The sequence below is a fragment of the Nocardia sp. CS682 genome (assembly GCF_004634405.1).
Classification (GTDB): Bacteria; Actinomycetota; Actinomycetes; order Mycobacteriales; family Mycobacteriaceae; genus Nocardia; species Nocardia ninae.
The window spans coordinates 8058265-8076963 of the sequence record NZ_CP029710.1 but is presented as its reverse complement, the minus strand read 5'-3'; the positions used below and the strand labels follow the sequence as shown (position 1 = coordinate 8076963).

The following is an 18699-nucleotide window of genomic DNA, read 5'->3' as shown; positions in this document are numbered from 1 at the left end:
CTACGGCATCGATGTATGCGTTTCGGCCGCCATCTTTCGCACGGATGAGTTTGATTGCCGGTGAGGGGTGGTTTCGTCGTGCTACCGTGATCGGCAGCGCGACGTTCTGCAGTCAGTGCAAGTCCAATTCGTCGGTCCTGCAACGTATATGGCGGCCGACGGTGTGGGGAAGGGGAATGCTTCATGCCTTTGCCGACCGAACCGATTGGGAGTATCCCGCGGCCAACGGCGTTATTGACGGGAATGCAAGACCATGCCGCTGGGCGGATTACCGACGCGGCGCTAGCCGATCTCTATGACGCGGCGGTGCAGGACACCATTGCGCGTCTGGAATCGCTGGGGTCGCCGGTGGTTACCGATGGTGAGCAGAGCAAACCCAGTTTTGTCAGTTATCCGCTGGCCGGATTGACGAATCTGAGCCCCGGTGGTGCGGTGATCCCCTTCGCGGACGGTCACACGCGGCAGTTGCCGGCGTTGAGCGCCGGGCCATTTCGGTATGCGACGTTCAGTGCGCAGTACCTGCAGGCCGCTCGGAAGTATGCGACGGCGCCGGTCAAGCAAGCCGTGATCGCGGCTTCCGCGATGAGCTTGTTGTATCCCGCGGACGGTATCGGCGGGTATTCACGGGAACAGTTCCTCGATGATCTCGTGGACAACGTGGAGGCTGATATTCGCGGGGCGTTCGATGGTGGTGCGCACTCGGTCCAAATCGACTTCACCGAGGGGCGGCTGTCGCTCAAGCTCGATCCTTCCGGTGGGTTGCTCGACTCGTTCGTCGCGTTGAACAATCGGGTGCTCGATCGCTTCACGCCGGAGCAGCGGCAGCGGATCGGCGTGCACACTTGCCCTGGCGGGGACCAAGATTCGACCCACAGCCTCGACGTCGACTACGCGGAGTTGTTGCCGAAGCTGTTCGGTATCCATGCGGGTCAGTTCTACGTCCAACTTGCCAGCGAGCCCGATCCTGATCGGGTCCTGCGAGTCATCGCCGAGCACTTGCCTGCGGAGGCCCGGATTTTCGTCGGTGTCACCGATCCGATCGATCCGGCGGTCGAGACGGCGGAGCAGGTGCGGGACCGGGTGCTCAATGCCGCTCGGCACCTGCCCGTCGATCGGCTCGGCACGTGCGACGACTGCGGATTCGCACCGTTCGGGGACGATGTCTCCACGTCGCGAGAAACCGCGTTCGCGAAAGTTCGTGCCCGCATCGAAGGCACTGCGGCGGCGTCCGAAGAACTCGGCGTGTGAGCTGACAGATCCGCCAGAGTAGGGGCCGACCCATCATCGGGGTCGGCCCCTAACTACTGCCCACCCTCGCCTTCATCACGTGCCATCAATTTCGCGGCCCAAGTCGCAGACCAGTCGGGCTCCGTGCAGCAGACGAAGTAGCCGGAGTTCTGCACTCTGTCATCGGGTGATCACGTACCCGTCGTGTGCGCGGTGGTCGCGGGATCGGCGGAGGTCGGCGATGGCGAAGGTGCGTTGTACCCAGCGGTCGGCGCCGTCGTAGCGGGGGCGAAAAGCGGTACGGCCGTGGACCGTAACGCGGTTGTCGACAATGACCAGGTCGCCGGGGGTGAGTCTGGTGGTGCGGGCGGCGGTGTTGCAGGCGTGGCCGAAGGCGGTCAGCGCGGTGACGGCCCGTGGTGTCAACGCGGTGGTCGCGATGGTGGCCATCCGGATATCGGGGTCTTCCGGGGCGCCGGACAGTAAGGGCTGCGGTGCGACGACCGTGTTGTCCACGCCGAAGGACGGCGGCGGTGCGGTGCGAAATTCAGGAGTGAAAAGCACTTTTCGGCTCACCGCGGGGAGCAGTGGTAGTACTTCGCGCAGGCAGGCCGTGCGCAGGCCCGCGACCCGGTCGTGGTCGGCTCGCAGGCACAGCAACAGCACGTAGTCGGGTTCGTGTTGGTGGAAGGCGTTTTCGTTGTGGAAGGTGAGCAGCACCGAACCTGCGTTGCCCGAGAAGGTTTCCTTGCCGGGCACCGGCACGACGTCCTGCACGAGGGCACCGGACTTCTCGGCCAGGTACGCGGCGGGGTCGCCGAGCCCGCAGGCGATCATGGTGAGTACCGCTGCGGCGACGGTAGCTTCGCGCTGTACCGAATCCGGCACGGACGGCGTCGCGGGCAATCCGGCGGCATCGACCGGCAAGCCGCGGACCATCAACGCTCCGCGCGAGCCGGAGTGCCGCCGGAATTGCCGCACGCTGCGGCGCAGGGACAGCGGCAGTTCGTCCCACGCATCCCGAGCGCGCGCCACCCATTCGTCGGCGTCCACCCGATCGCGGGTACCACCGCACAGCGCGCGGGCCACCTTATCGGCATCGGTGGTATCGCCGGGATCCAATGTCAGGTCGGGGATTTCGTCGGTGGGGTCGGCGATCTCGTGCATCAAGGCCCTCCTGCCCGGTGCGCCTAGCGCCGCAGAGCGGCCACGGCATCAGCGATGTAGTGGTCGCCGAACTGGATCAGCGGCGCGTACTGGGCGGCCCGCCGGTGCCGCATCAGGCGCAGTTCGCCGACGGCATTGTCCGGACCGGTGGGCAGCTGCGCGATGGACCGGCGCAACCGCACCATCGAATAGGCAAGGGTGACATGACGTTCGCTGTCCACCAGGTCGGCCTCGAGCAGCGCGCTACGAGCGGCGGCGAGGTCGGGGTCGCGGGCGACCAGGTGGTCGTAGGTATCCGGGACAACCTTGAGCAGGTCTTTCATCGCACCGCGAAATGTCTTGTAGCCGCGATGTTGTCGTCCGCTGAGCGGGATCGCCACGTCGGGTGGTTGCATGGTGGGCCGCACGGTCTCCATGTAGTAGTCCACCGGGATCGTGCTGGCATGGGTCATCGCCGCGGGAAAGCCACGGACGAACGTGGTGGCGTGTGCGAGCCGCGCCAACGCGGTCTCGGTCGCTCCGTCACGCAGATGGTGCACCGCATCCGACACCGCGACGGCGGCGCAGATGTTGAACAGGACGTGGACCTGATGCCCGACGAGCCACCGGGCCGTCCATTCACTTTCCAGCGATACCTCTTCGGGCGCAACAGCATCGGGAGTCCGGTCACGGGCCACGTCACCCGCCGTGCTGCCGGTGAGATCGAGGACGGCCCGGCGCATCGCCGCGACCTCTACCGCGAGGTCGGCACCGGACAGCGGGGCTCGACACAGATCGCGCACACCGCGATAGACCACGAGTACCCCGTGCAGGGCGGCCTGCTGGTCGGACAGTTCCACCTCGCGAACCCGAAAGAACGACTGGCTGACCGACTCCGCAGGAAGATCCTCTCCCACGATCGCTGCACGTTCCGCCGACAGCGCGCCGACCAACTCACCGGCAGCGGCAACGACTCGTTGCAATGCCGCGGTGCGTTCGATCGGCCCGGCATGCGTCGGCACCTCGGCCAGCGCCAGCGCAGTCCGCCGCGCTTCCCCTTGGACATGCTCGTTGAGGTGCGGAATCTTCCCGCCGTCGCCCACTCCCCGGAAAACAGCCACTGGCGGGTAGGGGGCCGTAGCCGAGGTGCCCATGCCGACCAGGGTATCCCGGCCGACGCCGGCCCCGAGGGGTTTCCCGGCGCGCCCACCGGTCGAACTTCGTTGTCCGATCAGAGATCTCGCCGTACAGCGGCTCCTCCGCAGGCGCAGTTCGGCGCCCCTCAGCTGCCCCGGCGCTGCTTCATCGGCATACCCCGCTGGCGTGCGCACCGTGCCGTCGGGCACGATGTCGTGGTGCGTATCGAGCCGACCGATCTCGCCGACGTCCTGATTCTCACCCCGGAACCGTTCCGCGATGATCGAGGCCTGTTCACCCGAACCTTCGATGCCGTCGAATTCGACGCCTACCTGGACGCCCCCGGGACGGCGGCGACGTTCGTCCAAGACTCCCAATCCCGTTCGGTCCGTGGCGTGATCCGTGGCATGCACGGACGGTCCGGACCGGGCGAGGCGAAGCTGGTGCGGTGTGCGCGCGGCGCCGTGCACGATGTGCTGATCGATATCCGGCCGCAGTCGCCCACTTTCGGGCGTCGACAGGCTTTTCTGTTGGACGACATCGGCTTTCGGCACCTCTACGTGCCGCCGGGGTTCCTGCACGGATTCCAGGCACTCAGCGATGTCGCCGACGTTTGCTATCGGATCGACCGGCCGCATGATCCGGCGCAAGACCTCGGCGTGGCCTACAACGACCCCGACCTGGCTATCGACTGGCCACAACCGGTCACGGTGGTCTCGGCCCGTGACGCGGCCGCGCGCAGCTGGCGCGAGTTGCTCGCCGCACTGCCGCGTAAAGAGCACTGACGCAACCATCCGAGCTACGGCACGAGCTCTGGATTTACGGTGGGCTGACCTCGCTCACGAGCCGGGCCCAGCTCGGGAGCGTTTGCCGCGGCGTTGAAGCAAGCACTCGATGGCTCGTTGCGCGAAGTCAACTCACCTGATTCGCACCGTACCGCCCGGGATGGCGGGACAATCGGCTCAGCGTGCACGGTGGTTCGGCTGACGGTGCACCGCAGTCGTTTCAGCGGCGGCGAAGGAGGATCGACATGGTGGTCGTGCTGGACACCGATGCGCTCGTTCCCTCGGATCGGGTGGATGCGGTGGTCGCGACCGTGCAGGAGGCCTCGGCGCCGACACACGTGGCACTGAAGCCGTCGGACCGCCCGATCCACGCGCACCTCGATGCTTGGCAGTTCGGCCCGGTCAGCCTGGTTCAGGCGCAGATGCCTGACCTGGAGCTGATCCGGACGCCGAAACAGGTGCGGGTTTCGCCGAGTTCGCTCGTCGCCGTCGAGGTGCAGCGGCGCACCTGTTCCCGGCTGACCCAAGGCGACGTGCAACACGAGCTGGCACCGGGCGACCTGTTTTTCATGGATTTCGACCTCCCGTACGAGCTCGACTGGCACGGCGGCGGAACCACCGCACTGTTCCTGCCGGAAGATCAGCTAGGGATACCCAAGGCGTTGATCCGCAGTGTCCTGGGCACGGTGCGCCAGAGTGCGCTCGCATCGCTGGTCACGAAACAGATTGCGCTGATGGGGGAATCGGCCGAGGCACTGCATGCGGATCCGGCCGCACCCGAACTGGGGGCGGCGTGTATCGAGATGGTGCGCGCTCTGTTCAGCTCGGCGGCCGGCGGCACCGAAGACAGCACAGCACTGCCCGAAGATGTTCTGGTGCAACAGGTTCGCGACTACGTGCGGCGGCGCCTGCTCGATCCGGACCTGTGTCCGGCGAATATAGCCCGCGCGCACCACATCTCGGTGCGTTACCTGTACAAGCTCTGCGAGCGCGCAGGACTCGGCCTCGAACAGTGGATCATCACCGAGCGCCTCGCGCGTGCGCGAGATACCCTCGCCCGTCCCGACGCGAGGCAACGCTCCATCGCGGCCGTCGCCCATCACCACGGCTTCCGAGATCAGACACACTTCGCCCGGCGCTTCCGCGCCGCCTACGGTATGGCGCCGAGCGAATGGCGGCGAGCGAACAATTCCGCCACAAATGCGCCGGTCACGGCGATCCGCGCCGCGCGGCCGAACCACTAGTGTCGCCGTCGTTCGCGGACCCGACACCCCGCACCAGGCAGAATGGCCGAGTGGACGCCCCTGTTGCTCGAACCGAATCGACGTCGGCCGTCTCGGTCGAGGCGCAGCTCAGCGCCTTACTCGGCCCGCTGCGGCGGGCAGTGCTGCGCCGCACCCGAGCCGCGGAAGGGTTGCCGGATCTGCCGGAGGCGCAGATCGAACTGCTTCGCCTCCTGGTCGGCACCGAGGGGGTGCCGCCGAGTCTCGCGGCCACCGAACTGAAGGTGGCGCAGTCGACGATCAGCAATCTCATCCGGACGATGAGCGCAGCGGGGTTGGTCGAGCGGGTGCCGTCACCGACGGATGGACGAGCGGCGGTGCTGGTGGCGTCGCCGTCGGCCCGGGAGCTGCTGGCCAGGTACGACCGCGCGAGCGCGGCCATGCTGCGCGACTCCCTCGCGAAGCTACCCGCCGCCGAGCGCCGACGGCTGGAGTCGGCACTGCCCGCACTACAGCAGTTGCTCGCGGCGTTGAGCGAATGACCGTGCCGCAAGGCCGATAAGGGTTCCCGCTAAGCCCGCGGTGCCTTACAGTGCTTTTGTTTCAAAAGTATAAATACTGTGGGAGCTTTCATGCGGGCACGCACCGCCACGACCCGGTGGTCGTCCTTGGCCACGGCCCTGATCAGTCTCGCCGTCGCAGCGTTCGCGCTCGCACACCCGCGCGCCGACGCGGCCCCGACAACCCCAGACACGCCGGTGACCGTCACCGGCGGCCCGATCCACGGCAGGCACGCCGACGGCATCGTGAAGTACCTCGGCGTGCCGTTCGCGGCCCCGGCCACCGGCGAGCACCGCTTCGCCCCGCCGCAGCCCGCCGTTCCGTGGACGGAGGTGCGTCCGGCGATCGCGCACGGCCCGCAATGCCCGCAGTCGTCCCCGCTCCCGATCGACGTGGCGGTGCAGGAGTCCAGCGAGGACTGCCTGAGCATCGATATCTACGTGCCCACGCACGCCGCGGATACCGCGCTGCCAGTCATGGTGTGGTTCTACGGTGGCGCGTTCGTGCTCGGCTCCAACGCCCAATACGACTCCCCCGCCAGGCTGGTGCGCGAAGGCAAAGTCATCGTGGCCATTCCCAATTACCGGGTGGGGCCCTTCGGTTTCCTCGCCCTCCCCGAGCTGGCCGACAGCCACGGCGGCATCGCAGGCACCTACGGCACCCTCGACCAGCAGGCTGCGCTGCGCTGGATCCGCGACAACGCCGCCGCATTCGGCGGGGATCCGGGCAACGTCACCATCTTCGGCGAATCCGCGGGCGGCATGAGCGTGTGCACCCAAATCGCCGCACCGCTGGCCCGTGGCCTTTTCCACAAGGCCATCATCGAAAGCGGTTCTTGCGCAAGGAGTCCGCTTCAGCCGCCTACCAAAAGCCTGGCCTACCAACGCTCCGCCGACTACGCCGCAGGCCTGGGTTGCGCCGACCCACCCACCCGCCTGCACTGCCTACGCGCATTACCCACCGCCGCGCTACTCAACTCCCCCACAACAACATTGACGTCGATGGCGGTGGGCTGGAGCCCGGTCCAGGACGGAGTAGTAGTGACCACCGGGCCCGAACAAGCCCTGGCCGCCGGCGCAGCGCACGACACGCCCCTCATCGTCGGCAGCAACACCGACGAGGGCGCCACCTTCATCGCACTACTCGACTACGCGCGCGGCACCACCCCCACAGCAGCCGATTACCAGAACTGGTCACAAAAGCTGTTCGGCGACAACAGCACTCAGGTCCTGGACCGATACCCACCGTCCGACTTCGCGACCCCCGCCGCCGCCAAGGAACGGGTCATCACGGATGGATTCTTCGCCTGCCCAGCCCTGTTCACCACCGATGCCGCGCGCCGAGGTGGCGCACAGGTGTGGCAGTACCAGTTCAACGACGCACCATTGGGCCGGAACCCATTGCTACCAGGGGCCTTCCACGGCGCCGAGGTGCCGTACGTCTTCTCCGGCCTGATGGGCGTAAACATCCCCCTACCACCGCCCGCCGACCTCCTCTCCCAGCGAATCCAACAGAGCTGGGCACAATTCGCGCACACCGGCGACCCGGTGACACCGGATTTCACCCCATGGCCGACTACCGCGGGCAGCACCCTGGAACTCAGCAGCGACCACATCACCACCGCCGACTCGTTCACCCAACAGCACCACTGCGACCTGTGGTCGAGCATCCGCCACTTCGGGTAGATGTATGCGCTCCCACCACGAGGAATGACGGCTACCGAGCGGTGCGATCGTTCCAGATGTGCAGGAGTAGATGCTCATTAACGGGGACCAGGCGGGCAGGGTGACCGGGTGCGGCGGCCCGATACGGATCATGCGGGCCAGGTATCTCATAGAGCCGCACGTGTACCCGTGTGCGCCCGGGTGGTGTCAGCGGCATGGCCAGCCCTCCCTGGCATTCCGCGAAATAGCAGTCACCGATTCGCTGACACCCCAGCTCAGTGAGATAGCTGCTCTCTTCGACAAACACGGCGTCGGACGGTTCGGCCGGGAACCCAGCGTCCGCGACTTCCACACTGATCCGTGCGAGATGACCGTAACTGCGGTCGTTGACGGTTTTGATCCCCAGTGCCCGCCGCGACCGGCCGGGCGCCGATAGCTGACCGTCACCAACTCGGCCTCTGCCAGCTGGTCGAGGTGATAGGCCGCCAGTGTCCGGCCGATCCCGGCGGCGGCAGCCGAAAACGCAGCGGCCTCCTTTCTCGAAGCTCTCGGGATCGCACTCGACTCCGAAAGCCTGCGCGACACACCCCGCCGCATGGCACAGGGCTACGCCGAGTTGTTCACCCCGCGCGCCTTCGATCTGACCACCTTCCCCAACGACGAGAACTACGACGAGCTCATCCTGGTCCGCAACGTCGCGCTGCGATCGGTGTGCGAGCACCACCTGCTGCCGTTCGTCGGCACCGCGCACATCGGCTATCTGCCCGGCGAGCGCATCATCGGACTGTCCAAACTCGCCAGAGTGGCCGAGCATTTCGCGTGCCGACCGTAGTTGCAGGAACGGCTGACCAAACAGATCGCCGATTGGCTTGCCGAACACTTGCGACCGCGCGGGATCGGCGTCGTCATCGAGGCCGAACACAGCTGCATGACCCTGCGCGGGGTGCAGTCGATCGGGTCGGCCACCGTGACCTCCACGCTGCTCGGCACGCTTCGCGAAGACCCGCGTTCCCGTCAGGAATTCTTCGCGCTCACCGGTGTCAACACCTGATCAGTCGGTACCCGCTGAGCGCGACGGAGCGAAAGCACCCGCTGCCGCGGCAAGCGCAGCACTCACGGCGGCACGGTCGGGCAGGTGCGGGTCGGGTGGCGTGCGCAGCAGCACCAACTGATGGTAGAGCGGTGCGGTGGCGGCGATCAGCAGTGCACGCGCGTCGACCTCGGGCGAGAGTTCGCCGCGTTGCACCGCGCGCTGAATGATGATCTCGGACTGCGCATAGCGGTCCTCCCACAACCTTCGTAGCGCGCGAGCGGCTTCCTCGGAGCGGAACGACACCGCGATCAGCGCCACCGCGATCGAGGATTCCTCGCTCAGCGACTCCTGGATCTCCTGGTTGAGGGCCGCCAAATCCCCACGCAGCGAACCGGTGTCGCGCGGTTCCCACGGCTGCTGGCTCGCCGCGTCGAAGACGTCGGCGAGCAACCCCCCGACATCGTGCCAACGGCGATACACCGTCGCGCGATGCACGCCAGACCGCGCGGCGATGGCATCGATGCTCAGCGCGTCGTATCCGTGTTCGGTCAGCTCCGCGCTGACCGCTTCGAGCACTTGGTCACGGATGCGGGCGGTTCGCCCACCCGGGCGACGGGCCGGCTCGGCCGGTGGAGGTGCGGAATTCATGGTCGGCAGTCCGATTGCTTGACGGGATGGAGTCCCCACGATACCTTAGTGCGACAGTCGTCGTATTAAGTGAGGTTGCCGATGTTCCTTCGAAGTGTTTCCCCGGCCCTGCGGTCCCCGCTGACCGCGTCGTCCTCGAACGCTTCGGAGAGTGCATATGCCAACCCAGATCACCGCGCGAGCGGTCAGCAAATCCTTCAACGGCACAACGGTTCTCGATGAGGTGACGTGTGCGCTCGCCGCGGGCGAGCGCACCGGGATCATCGGCGAGAACGGATCAGGCAAGACCACCCTGCTGCGCCTGTTGGCCGGACGGGAGCGGCCCGACCACGGCGAGATCGTCGTGCACGCCGACGGCGGCATCGGCTACCTCGCCCAGGAAGAACAGCTGCCACCGCAGTCGACCGTGCAGGAGGTCATCGATCGGGCACTAACCGAGCTCCGTGCGCTCGAACAGCGGATGCGCCGACTCGAAGTCGCGATGGCCGACGGCGACGAGTCCGGGATGGCCGAATACGGCGAGCTGACAACAGTTTTCGAGCTACGCGGCGGTTACGACGCCGACGCTCGGGTGGAACGCGCCCTGCACGGGCTGGGATTGAGCCTGGTGGACCGCACCCGCACCGTCGGCGAGCTGTCCGGCGGCGAGCAGGTCCGGCTACGCCTGGCCGCGATCCTCGCCGCCGGTACCGAGGTGCTGCTACTGGACGAACCCACCAACCATCTGGACGGCGACGCCCTGGCCTGGCTGGAAGATCACCTGTGCACCCGCCGCGGCACCACGGTGACGGTCTCGCACGACCGCGCCTTCCTCGAGCGGGTCGCGACCAGCCTGCTCGAGGTCGACGCGGACCGGCGACGAGTCATCCGCTACGGCAACGGCTACGCGGGATTCCTGGCCGAGAAGGCGGCGGCGCGCCAACGGTGGGTCCAGTCGTACACCCAATGGCAGGCCGACACCGACCGGCTCCGCGAACTCGCCGCCACCACCGCCCGCGACGTCGCACCGGGCCGGGCCATGAAGGACAACAACAAGATGGCCTACGACCGGGCCGGTGGGCGGGTGCAGCAGTCACTGGCCAGCCGGGTTCGCAATGCCGAGGAACGGTTGCGCCGTCTGCTCGCGGACCCGGTGCCGCCGCCACCCCAACCACTGCGATTCGCACCCACACTGCGGGCCGGTGGTGCGCGCGGCACCGTGCTCGACGCCACCGACATCGCCGTCGCGGGCAGGCTCGACCGGACCGGTCTGACGGTCACCGCAGGCGACCGGCTGCTGATCACCGGCCCGAACGGTGCGGGCAAGTCCACGCTGTTGCGAGTACTGGCCGGTCGGCTCGCGCCGGACACCGGCACGATCATTCGCCACAGCAAGGTCGGCTACCTCGCGCAGGATCCGCCGCCCGCCGAACCAGGGCAAACCCTGCTGGCCGCCTTCGCCCGCGGTCGCTCCGGCGAAAGCGACGAGCACGCCGAACGATTGCTGTCCCTCGGCCTGTTCGACCGCGCCCGCCTGACGACGCGCGTCGAGAATCTGTCCACCGGGCAGCGGCAGCGGCTCGCCTTGGCGCGGCTGGTCACCGAGTCCGTCGATGTGCTGCTGCTCGACGAGCCAACCAACCACCTGTCGCCGGCCCTGGTCGAAGAACTGGAAGCCGCGCTGGCCGAATACCGTGGCGCCCTGGTGATCGTCAGCCACGACCGCAGGCTACGCGCCCGCTGGCGCGGTGCTCAGCTCGAGCTGCGCGCGTCCGTATCCGTCTGATCCCCCGCCCCCGAAGGAGTTTCGCGTGCCCGACAGGCCTATCCCCGCCGACCCGATGGTGTTGCACCCCATGCCCGGCCAGCCGCGCGTGGTGCTGCTGAAGCCGCTGGTCACCTCACCACTGATCGAAGTCGGCGAGTTCTCCTACTACGACGATCCCGACGATCCGACCGCCTTCGAAACCCGAAACGTGCTCTACCACTACGGACCCGAGAAACTGATCATCGGAAAGTTCTGCGCCCTCGGCACCGGCGTTCGCTTCATCATGAACGGCGCCAATCACCGCATGGACGGCCCCTCCACCTTCCCCTTCCCCACTATGGGCGGCTCGTGGTCGAACCACTTCGACCTGCTCACCGGCCTACCAAGCCGAGGCGACACCATCGTCGGCAACGACGTCTGGTTCGGCAACGGCGCAACCGTGATGCCCGGCGTGCGAATCGGCCACGGCGCCATCGTCAGCACCGGATCCGTGGTCGTCGGCGACGTACCCGACTACGGCATCGTCGGCGGCAACCCGGCCCGCCTCATCCGCACCCGTTACAGCGAGGAGGACATCGCCCGCCTGCTGGCGGTGGCGTGGTGGGACTGGCCCCTCGACCACCTCACCGAACACGTGCCGACCATCATGTCCGGCAGCATCGCCGACCTGGAAGCCGCCGCCGAGGCCCGGAAATGAGTGAAATGCCCGCTCGCCCCGCGCATATCGCGATGGTCGGCATCCCCATCGTCAGCCATGTCCTGTCGAGCCTGGAGCTCATCCGTGAGCTGGTTGCCCGTGGCCATCGGGTGAGCTACGCCAACGACCCGGCCATCGCCGACTGATTACCGGTGCAGGCGCCGACCTGGTTCCGTGCACGTCTGCGCTGCCGGTCGCCGACAACAACTGGCCCGCTGATCCTGTCGCGGTGATGAACCTGTTCCTCGACAACGCCGTCCAGGCGCTCCCGCAACTGCACGCGGCCTACGACCCCGACCCGGCGGACCTCTACCTGTATGACATCGGTGCCTACGCCGGGCGCGCCCTCGCCGAAGCGCAGGGTCGCCCGGTAGTCCAGCTGTCGCCCAAGTTCGTAGCTTGGAAAGGCTACGAACAGGAGGTGGCGGCACCCCTATGGCAGTGCCGGGCGCCGACGCCTACCGCGCGAAGTTCGCACGGTGGCTTGCCGATTGCCATGCGGCGACCACCGACATGGACGCGTTCTCCGGCCTGCCCGACCGTGCCCTGGCGCTGATACCCCGGGCCATGCAACCGCACGCCGACGAGGTCGATACCGGGGTGGTGACATTCGTGGCGGTCCTGGATATTTCACAGGCACCGAACGCGCAGGACGCCGGTCAGCAACGGGAGGGTGAACTCGCCGCTCGAGGTCTCCGATCTGCTCGTCAGAAAGGCGCGGATGCGGTCGAGCGCGGCCTGTCGTTGCGGCTCCGGCAGGACCAGTACGCCCGCGCGGGTTGCGAGTGTCGCGACGAGGGAGTCGGCCGTGCGACGCTGCCCGTGTGGGAACTCGGCCTGCTCCGGCGACCCGAATCGAGGATTCAGACCGGTCGCGGGAAGATACAACCGCTCCGTCGCCGCACGCCAGCTGCTGAACGTGTCGCGCGGACCGATGGCCGCACCGCCGCCGACCCGCTCGAGTCCGGCAACCCAGTCGACCCGGTCGTCCATGACATTCCACAAACCAGCCAGAATGCCCCCGGGCGCAAGAACTCTCGCGATCTCGGGCCCCGCGACAGCCATATCGAACCAATGCAGGGCATTCCCCGCCAGCACAGCGTCAACCGACCCGTCCGGCAGCGGAATCTCCTCCGCACTACCCGACAAGGCACGAACAGCAGGCAACACACGGCGCAATTCGGCCAACATCGCCGGATCAGGCTCGACCGCAACAACGTCGGCACCCAACGCGACCAGCGTGCCGGTCAGCTTCCCGGTCCCCGCCCCGAGATCCAACACCCGCGATCCCGGCGCGGGCGCCATTGCCCAGCGCACCGCATCAGGCGCGTAGTCCGGCCGATGCTCGGCATAGGCCGGCGCCGCCGCACCGAACGACGAGGAATGCCGCAGCCGCACATGGTCTTCCATACGGTCACCCTAATCGCCCCTCGAAAGGCCCGGATCGCCTTGACGAATGCTCACACTCGGCCAGAGAATGACGGCCACCTGGCTCATCTCAGGTCGCTGCGTTCCCACTCCGCGCGCGTGATCTCGTAGCGAACCTCCCCGTGCTCGGCACCTTCGATCATGGGTAGCTCGGGGTGGTACGTCTTCACGTGGGTCATGCCGAGCTTCTCCATGACATGCCGCGACCCGCGGTTCACGAACATCGTCTCGGCCCAGACCATGCGCACGCCGAGTTCGGTGAACGCTTTGCGCAGCAACGCCGTCGAGCCCTCGGTCGCGAATCCTTTACCCCAGGCCGACTTACGGAACCGGTAGCCGAGTTCGACCTCGTCGAGTGGGCCGTCGGCTGCGGGGCGCAGGATGAACCAGCCGATGAACTCGCCGTCGGTCTGCTCGTGCGCGGCAATTGTGCCGTAGGCGTTGTTCCACTTCTCGTATTGGCCCAGCAGCCGAGGAATCGTTTCCTTGCGAATCTTCGCCGGCGGCGTCGGCACACCGCCGGAGAGGTAGCGCATCACCTCGGGATCGCTGTCGAGCTCGATGAGCAGGTCGGCGTCGTTCTCGGTGAAGTGGCGCAGGATCAGTCGGGCGGTCTCGAGGTAGACGGTCATACGCGATGCTCACATGGAGCGGATCGAACGATCCAATGGTTTTCCATCCGGCTACCGGACGACGATCTCCGCGGCCTCGATGACAAACGTGCGCGCGGACAACGGTTTCCGCGCCGGACCGCGCATCGCCGATCCATCGCTGATGCTGAACCCGCTGCCGTGACAAGCGCATTCGATGGCACCGTCGCGGACACGGGCGACCAGGCAACCCTGGTGTGGGCAGGTGGCCGAGAAGGCTCGGATATCGCCGGCGACCGGCTGGGTGACGACCAGGTCCTGCTGCGGGTAGATCCGTCCGCCACCGACAGGGACCTCGGCCAGCGGTACCCGAGCCGGTGCAGGGTCCGCATCGCCTCGGCCGCAGCCCGCAGTGACCGCCGCGACGGCTACCGCGGCACCGACCAGCACACTGCGCCTGGTGCAGCCGACGCAGGATGGCCGCCCGGAATCCGGTGCATCGATCATGCGGTCACCAACAACCCCGTCGCATACATCACCAGCAGCCCGATCGAGACACCGCCAAGTGTGGACACCGCGACGCTCTTTCCATCCGGTTCCCGCAGGCTCGGCACGATCTGCACGATCACCTGGACGATCGCGCCGACACCGACCCCGAGCAACAGCGCGGACAGTTCCGCATTATTCACCGTAGCCCCGAGCACGGCGCCGAGGATGGCCGGCGCCCCCGCCACCAGACCCAGTCCGAGCAGGGTCAGCAGTGGCGGCCGCCGCTCGGTCAACGGCGCGACGACGGCGAGCCCTTCGGTGGTGTTCTGGATGGCGAAGCCGATCACCAGAAACGTCCCGAGCGCCAATTCCCCTACGGCATAGGCGGATCCGATGGCCAGACCTTCACCGAGATTGTGCAGTCCGATACCGATGGCGATCATCAGCGCCAATCGCAGGCCACTGGCCCCCTGCACCGCGGCCGACCGCCTACGGCTCCGCAGCCACTGGTCCACCGCGGTCAACCCGAGGAAAGCCAGTACCGCGCCGAGCACGACCAGCGCGGTACCACCGAACGCCCCACCCGATCGGCCCGCCAGCTCGAAACCTTCGCTCGTACCTTCCCAGGCCAGAAACGCGAGCAACCCCACGGTAACCGCGAGCAGTATTCGCACGACCCGACCACCGGCGGCCCGCATTACCGGCAGGAACAGCATCCCGAGTACCACCGGAATGATGCCGACATAGGTCCCGAGCAAGGCCATCAACCCGAAGAACGACGCAGTGGTCGCGGGCGTCTCGACCGCGGCGGGAATGTCGTGCTCGATGACCAGCCCGGTCGAAGTCAGCATCGACACGAGGTAAGGCTGTCCGTTCTGCCATGGATAATCCAGCCGCACCCGCGCCGATTCCAAGCGCCCGATCGGCTCGTCCGGACCGGTGAAGTCGACGTAGGCATCATTGACGAAGATCTGCGCGACCGAGACCGGATCAGGCCCGGTATTACGCAGCGTCAAATCGATCGAACCAGGCTCGAGCCTGGTCTGCTCGACCGCGATCTCCTCCACCGGCGGCCCGGTACGTTCCGGCAGGCTGCGCCCGCCGAGCACGGCCAAGCCGACCAACGCGATCGCCAGCAATCCGACGGAGACCAGGCCGAGCAGCCACGGCCTGCGGGTGCGCTCGATGTCCACCACGGCTACTCCGTCACCTCGAACATGCCCATCCAGCCGAGCTCGGCGAACTCGGTCTTGTGCGCATGGAACATGTACTGGCCCAGATGCGGAAACCGCAGTTCGCAGATGCCGCGTTGCCCTTGCCCCTGCACGATGGTGTCGGTGAATTCGGTTGGCTCCAAACGCGTTCCGGTCGGGAAGTAGTCGAAGAAGTTCCCGTGGATGTGGAAGCTGTTGATGGGGTCGTACTCCAGCACGTTCACCAGGTAGATGCGCACCAGCGCATTGCGTTTCACGCGGATCGGCTCGTGCATGTAATGGAACGGAATCCCGTTCACCGCGTAGAGCTGGTTGCCTTCACCGTCGAAGGTCGTGTTGTAGCCGTGCTGCACCATCACCATCTCGTCGGCCGCCGGGCGCGGCTGCGGCGGATCGACGATGAACGTCCCGTACATACCCCGCGCGATGTGCTCGGCCAGCGGCCCGACGTGGCAGTGGAACAGGTGCAGCCCGAACGGGGTGGCGTCGAACTCGTAGGTGAAGCTCTCCCCCGGGTTGATGATGCCGCGGCCGAGGCCGGGGATGCCGTCCATGTCGGCCGGATGGATGCCGTGAAAATGCAGCGTGTGCGGGTGTTTCGAGCCATTGGTGAAATTGACCCGCAGCAGGTCGCCTTCCCGGCAGCGCAAGGTCGGTCCCGGAATCCGCGAATTGAGCGTCCACGCCGGGAAACTCACCCCCGGCGCGATCTCGATGTCCTCGTCGCTGGCGTACACATCCCATTCCCGCAGCGTGCGACCGTCCGGGCGGGTGGTGACCCGGCCGTAGTCGAAGTCGCGCAGGATGGCCGTCGGATCGAATCCGTTCGCTTCGTGGTCGACGACGCTGCCCTTGCGAAACGTGGGCCCGGAAGCTCCCCCGCCATGCTGATCCGCGCCATGCTGGTGCACCGGCCGGTCGCGCTCCCGCGCCCGGGCCGGCGCCGAGTCCAAGACCCCACCTGTCCCTAAAGCCACACCTACCGCACCGGCAGCAGCCCCGCCGGCCAGGAATCGGCGCCGAGTCGGAATGTCCATTCAGGTGCGCCTTACTTCGTGGATCGATGGAACGGTAGGTAAAGTTTGGGCTACCGAACTCTAAAATTCAACCCATCGAACGCCGCAGCTCAGATCGACACTCGGCCAGAGATCGCAGCGGCGAGGACTACCAGCTCATTCCTCGCTAAATGCTGCGCAACCCGCCGAAGAACCCGACGATCCGGCGGATCCGCCCCTCCGCCGAGACCTCCACGAAGTCCACCCCATCCGGCAACGCCGTGCCATCAGCCTGCACCAGCCGCCAGCCGAACCGAGCCATCTCGTGGTGCGCATCTATCCGGCTGACCCGCATCACCCGCATCCCCGGCTGCTGCGCGAACACCCCGTCGATATGCGCCGCCAACTCCTCGACACCGACCGCGTGCACGGTCGGATCGGTATACGTCGCCCCCGCCGCCAACGCCGCGCCGAGAAATTCCCGCCGCCGCACCGGATCGGGATCACTCCATCCCAGACAATACGTATCGATCAACGCATCGAGCGGACCATCGACCTCGGCCATTCCGTCATCCTCACCTGCTATTCGACAATGTCCCCAGTCTGCCCCAACCGGAGTATTCGAATCGCCGGGGGCGCTACCGCGATATCCGACAACCGGGGAGTCACTGGGGACCCATCGATGCGAGCCGCGGAGCGTCACCAGTTTCCTTGAGGCACTGGAGATCCCGGCGACATATCAATGAAAGTTGTACTTCTTCCACCACCCGGCCCCTTGCCCAGCCCGCCGTGCGCGACCTATTGTCATGTCACATTCGAACTCGAAATACCTTCGCCGACAAGGTGTTTGGCTACCGAGCAGCACAACAGCCCGCTGCTCGGGTTGCGAGTAGTGCAATGACCTATTGCCAACCGAATGTGACACCTGAAAACTCTCGCCCACCCTCCCGCGAGGAGATCACCATCATGAGCACCGACCATTTGCCGGATGACGACACCGAGCTCCCCCAGGCGATTACTCGGAAACGCCTGCTGCAACTAGGTTTACTGGCCGTGCCCGCCGCGGCGACACTGACCGGTGCCGCGGTCGGCATCGGCAACGCCGACGAAGGTCAGCAGGCCGTACCGGACGATCTCGAACCCACCCCGGCCTGCCACGACGGGGACGCACCCACAATTTCACAAACTGAAGGCCCGTACTTCAAGCCGAACTCGCCGCTCCGGAGCGATCTGGTGATACCCGGCTCCCCCGGCACCCGGCTGACGGTCAGCGGCTATGTGTTCACTCGCTCCTGCCGCCCGGTGGCCCAGGCGCTACTGGACTTCTGGCAGGCCGACAACGCAGGCGCCTACGACAATTCGGGCTACAAGTGGCGCGGCCATCAATTCACCGACGCGAACGGCCAATTCAAACTCTCGACCATCGTGCCGGGCCTGTACCCGGGCCGCACCCGCCACATCCACGTCAAAGTGCAGGCCCCGAACCAGCGGGTGCTGACCACCCAGCTGTATTTCCCCAACGAGCCACGAAACAACACCGACTCCATCTTCGACCGCCGGTTGCTGATGACGGTGCGTACCGTGCCCACCGGGCGGGAGGCGACTTACGACTTCATTCTGAACTTCCGCTGACGCCGGAGTTCGCGGGGTGGACCGACGAAGCCGACCCCGCACCGGCTCGCCGACGGCGACCGGGCGCTGCTGCCCGACCGCGCGGTGGCGCTGCTCGAGCGGATGCCCGGCTACGGCTTCACCGCGGCGGAGGCGGCGACCTACCGTCTGGGCGCCGGACGATCCGCGCATCGAGGAACTCGCCACCGCCGCGGCCGAGCACTTCCTCGCCAACCCGGCGCAGCTGAGGATCGTTACCGGCCGGCAAGCCCGCACCGAGGCGGCGACCCGATACCGGTTGATCCGCCAGTACCGCACCGAGCAGACCCCGGCCGCCGCCCGGCTGTCCGCGCTGTTCGCGAGCAAGCTGCGCGCCGCGGGCATCGCTATCCCCGGACCTGCCTAGCACCGCGTTCGCCTCGACTGGGGACGCCACTGGGTGATCATTCTCTTGTGGTGCCAACCGACCGGTCCTACCGTGGGTCCCGCTATCCACCGATCGGA

General features: G+C 66.8%; 20 protein-coding genes and 1 pseudogene. 12 read left to right on the top strand and 9 right to left on the bottom strand.

Features of this window, described 5'->3' with window-relative positions; genetic code table 11:
- Nucleotides 1-183 precede the first annotated feature (183 nt).
- Complete coding sequence (locus tag DMB37_RS36595; protein WP_135236607.1) at nt 184-1248, top strand: 5-methyltetrahydropteroyltriglutamate--homocysteine methyltransferase; 1065 nt, start codon at nt 184-186, stop codon at nt 1246-1248.
- 159 nt (nt 1249-1407) lie between these two features.
- Here DMB37_RS36595 and DMB37_RS36590 read toward each other — a convergent pair whose 3' ends face one another.
- Nucleotides 1408-2394, bottom strand: a complete 987-nt coding sequence (locus tag DMB37_RS36590; protein ID WP_135236606.1) for a TauD/TfdA family dioxygenase — start codon at nt 2392-2394, stop codon at nt 1408-1410.
- Nucleotides 2395-2417: 23 nt separating this feature from the next.
- Entirely contained in the window at nt 2418-3527 is a 1110-nt protein-coding gene (locus DMB37_RS36585; protein ID WP_135236605.1) for a hypothetical protein, read from the bottom strand.
- 201 nt (nt 3528-3728) lie between these two features.
- Here DMB37_RS36585 and rfbC point away from each other — a divergent pair, with 201 nt between their 5' ends.
- The 5 genes and pseudogenes from rfbC (at nt 3729) to folE (ending at nt 8794) form a co-directional block, all read left to right on the top strand.
- Complete coding sequence (gene rfbC, locus DMB37_RS36580) at nt 3729-4295, top strand: dTDP-4-dehydrorhamnose 3,5-epimerase (protein ID WP_135236604.1); 567 nt, start codon at nt 3729-3731, stop codon at nt 4293-4295.
- 245 nt (nt 4296-4540) lie between these two features.
- Nucleotides 4541-5539 carry a helix-turn-helix domain-containing protein gene (locus DMB37_RS36575; protein ID WP_135236603.1) on the top strand — a complete coding sequence of 333 codons (999 nt, stop codon included), beginning with the start codon at nt 4541-4543 and terminating at the stop codon, nt 5537-5539.
- Nucleotides 5540-5589: 50 nt separating this feature from the next.
- On the top strand, nt 5590-6060 hold the full coding sequence (locus tag DMB37_RS36570; RefSeq protein ID WP_206055101.1) for a MarR family winged helix-turn-helix transcriptional regulator: 471 nt from the start codon (nt 5590-5592) through the stop codon (nt 6058-6060).
- A 90-nt stretch (nt 6061-6150) separates the two neighbouring features.
- Nucleotides 6151-7764, top strand: coding sequence for a carboxylesterase/lipase family protein (locus DMB37_RS36565; RefSeq protein ID WP_135236601.1), 1614 nt, complete (start codon nt 6151-6153; stop codon nt 7762-7764).
- 478 nt (nt 7765-8242) lie between these two features.
- Nucleotides 8243-8794 (top strand): annotated as a pseudogene (folE, locus tag DMB37_RS36555) (GTP cyclohydrolase I FolE).
- Here the strand turns inward: folE and DMB37_RS36550 are convergent.
- A complete protein-coding gene (locus tag DMB37_RS36550) occupies nt 8795-9424 on the bottom strand; it encodes a TetR/AcrR family transcriptional regulator (RefSeq protein ID WP_135236600.1) in 630 nt (209 codons plus the stop codon).
- Between the two features lie 157 nt (nt 9425-9581).
- Here DMB37_RS36550 and abc-f point away from each other — a divergent pair, with 157 nt between their 5' ends.
- From abc-f to DMB37_RS41090, 4 genes are all read left to right on the top strand, one after another.
- On the top strand, nt 9582-11189 hold the full coding sequence (abc-f, locus tag DMB37_RS36545; protein ID WP_135236599.1) for a ribosomal protection-like ABC-F family protein: 1608 nt from the start codon (nt 9582-9584) through the stop codon (nt 11187-11189).
- A gap of 55 nt (nt 11190-11244) precedes the next feature.
- Nucleotides 11245-11868, top strand: coding sequence for a CatB-related O-acetyltransferase (locus DMB37_RS36540; RefSeq protein ID WP_135238049.1), 624 nt, complete (start codon nt 11245-11247; stop codon nt 11866-11868).
- Nucleotides 11865-12014, top strand: a complete 150-nt coding sequence (locus DMB37_RS41095; RefSeq protein ID WP_206055100.1) for a hypothetical protein — start codon at nt 11865-11867, stop codon at nt 12012-12014. The genes DMB37_RS36540 and DMB37_RS41095 overlap by 4 nt, the downstream gene beginning before the upstream one ends.
- Nucleotides 12015-12097: 83 nt before the next feature.
- On the top strand, nt 12098-12424 hold the full coding sequence (locus DMB37_RS41090) for a hypothetical protein (RefSeq protein ID WP_206055099.1): 327 nt from the start codon (nt 12098-12100) through the stop codon (nt 12422-12424).
- Nucleotides 12425-12498: 74 nt separating this feature from the next.
- Here the strand turns inward: DMB37_RS41090 and DMB37_RS36530 are convergent, their stop codons facing one another.
- From DMB37_RS36530 to DMB37_RS36505, 6 genes are all read right to left on the bottom strand, one after another.
- Nucleotides 12499-13278, bottom strand: a complete 780-nt coding sequence (locus tag DMB37_RS36530) for a class I SAM-dependent methyltransferase (RefSeq protein ID WP_135238048.1) — start codon at nt 13276-13278, stop codon at nt 12499-12501.
- 83 nt (nt 13279-13361) lie between these two features.
- Entirely contained in the window at nt 13362-13928 is a 567-nt protein-coding gene (locus DMB37_RS36525) for a GNAT family N-acetyltransferase (protein WP_135236598.1), read from the bottom strand.
- 51 nt (nt 13929-13979) lie between these two features.
- The gene (locus tag DMB37_RS36520) at nt 13980-14393 is read right to left on the bottom strand and encodes a Rieske (2Fe-2S) protein (RefSeq protein WP_135236597.1); all 414 of its coding nucleotides are present in this window, start codon (nt 14391-14393) and stop codon (nt 13980-13982) included.
- Nucleotides 14390-15568 carry a ZIP family metal transporter gene (locus tag DMB37_RS36515; RefSeq protein WP_135238047.1) on the bottom strand — a complete coding sequence of 393 codons (1179 nt, stop codon included), beginning with the start codon at nt 15566-15568 and terminating at the stop codon, nt 14390-14392. Before DMB37_RS36515 ends, DMB37_RS36520 begins: the two co-directional genes overlap by 4 nt.
- A 5-nt stretch (nt 15569-15573) precedes the next feature.
- Nucleotides 15574-16626: a multicopper oxidase domain-containing protein gene (locus tag DMB37_RS36510; protein ID WP_135236596.1), complete on the bottom strand. Its 1053-nt coding sequence runs from the start codon at nt 16624-16626 to the stop codon at nt 15574-15576.
- 145 nt (nt 16627-16771) lie between these two features.
- Nucleotides 16772-17149: a nuclear transport factor 2 family protein gene (locus tag DMB37_RS36505; protein WP_135236595.1), complete on the bottom strand. Its 378-nt coding sequence runs from the start codon at nt 17147-17149 to the stop codon at nt 16772-16774.
- 401 nt (nt 17150-17550) lie between these two features.
- On the opposite strand from DMB37_RS36505, the gene DMB37_RS36500 reads away from it, so the two are divergent.
- Both DMB37_RS36500 and DMB37_RS41085 read left to right on the top strand, forming a co-directional pair.
- Entirely contained in the window at nt 17551-18216 is a 666-nt protein-coding gene (locus tag DMB37_RS36500; protein ID WP_135236594.1) for a dioxygenase, read from the top strand.
- Between the two features lie 16 nt (nt 18217-18232).
- Entirely contained in the window at nt 18233-18601 is a 369-nt protein-coding gene (locus DMB37_RS41085; protein ID WP_206055098.1) for a hypothetical protein, read from the top strand.
- The last annotated feature ends 98 nt before the right edge of the window (nt 18602-18699 follow it).

Excerpts from the sequence above, each read along its gene's own strand:
- DMB37_RS36595 (WP_135236607.1), top strand. The coding sequence starts at position 184 with ATGCCTTTGCCGACCGAACCGATTGGGAGTATCCCGCGGCCAACGGCG.
- DMB37_RS36590 (WP_135236606.1), bottom strand. The coding sequence starts at position 2,394 with ATGCACGAGATCGCCGACCCCACCGACGAAATCCCCGACCTGACATTG.
- DMB37_RS36585 (WP_135236605.1), bottom strand. The coding sequence starts at position 3,527 with ATGGGCACCTCGGCTACGGCCCCCTACCCGCCAGTGGCTGTTTTCCGG.
- DMB37_RS36575 (WP_135236603.1), top strand. The coding sequence starts at position 4,541 with ATGGTGGTCGTGCTGGACACCGATGCGCTCGTTCCCTCGGATCGGGTG.
- DMB37_RS36565 (WP_135236601.1), top strand. The coding sequence starts at position 6,151 with ATGCGGGCACGCACCGCCACGACCCGGTGGTCGTCCTTGGCCACGGCC.
- DMB37_RS36550 (WP_135236600.1), bottom strand. The coding sequence starts at position 9,424 with ATGAATTCCGCACCTCCACCGGCCGAGCCGGCCCGTCGCCCGGGTGGG.
- abc-f (WP_135236599.1), top strand. The coding sequence starts at position 9,582 with ATGCCAACCCAGATCACCGCGCGAGCGGTCAGCAAATCCTTCAACGGC.
- DMB37_RS36540 (WP_135238049.1), top strand. The coding sequence starts at position 11,245 with ATGGTGTTGCACCCCATGCCCGGCCAGCCGCGCGTGGTGCTGCTGAAG.
- DMB37_RS41095 (WP_206055100.1), top strand. The coding sequence starts at position 11,865 with ATGAGTGAAATGCCCGCTCGCCCCGCGCATATCGCGATGGTCGGCATC.
- DMB37_RS36530 (WP_135238048.1), bottom strand. The coding sequence starts at position 13,278 with ATGGAAGACCATGTGCGGCTGCGGCATTCCTCGTCGTTCGGTGCGGCG.
- DMB37_RS36525 (WP_135236598.1), bottom strand. The coding sequence starts at position 13,928 with ATGACCGTCTACCTCGAGACCGCCCGACTGATCCTGCGCCACTTCACC.
- DMB37_RS36520 (WP_135236597.1), bottom strand. The coding sequence starts at position 14,393 with ATGATCGATGCACCGGATTCCGGGCGGCCATCCTGCGTCGGCTGCACC.
- DMB37_RS36510 (WP_135236596.1), bottom strand. The coding sequence starts at position 16,626 with ATGGACATTCCGACTCGGCGCCGATTCCTGGCCGGCGGGGCTGCTGCC.
- DMB37_RS36505 (WP_135236595.1), bottom strand. The coding sequence starts at position 17,149 with ATGGCCGAGGTCGATGGTCCGCTCGATGCGTTGATCGATACGTATTGT.
- DMB37_RS36500 (WP_135236594.1), top strand. The coding sequence starts at position 17,551 with ATGAGCACCGACCATTTGCCGGATGACGACACCGAGCTCCCCCAGGCG.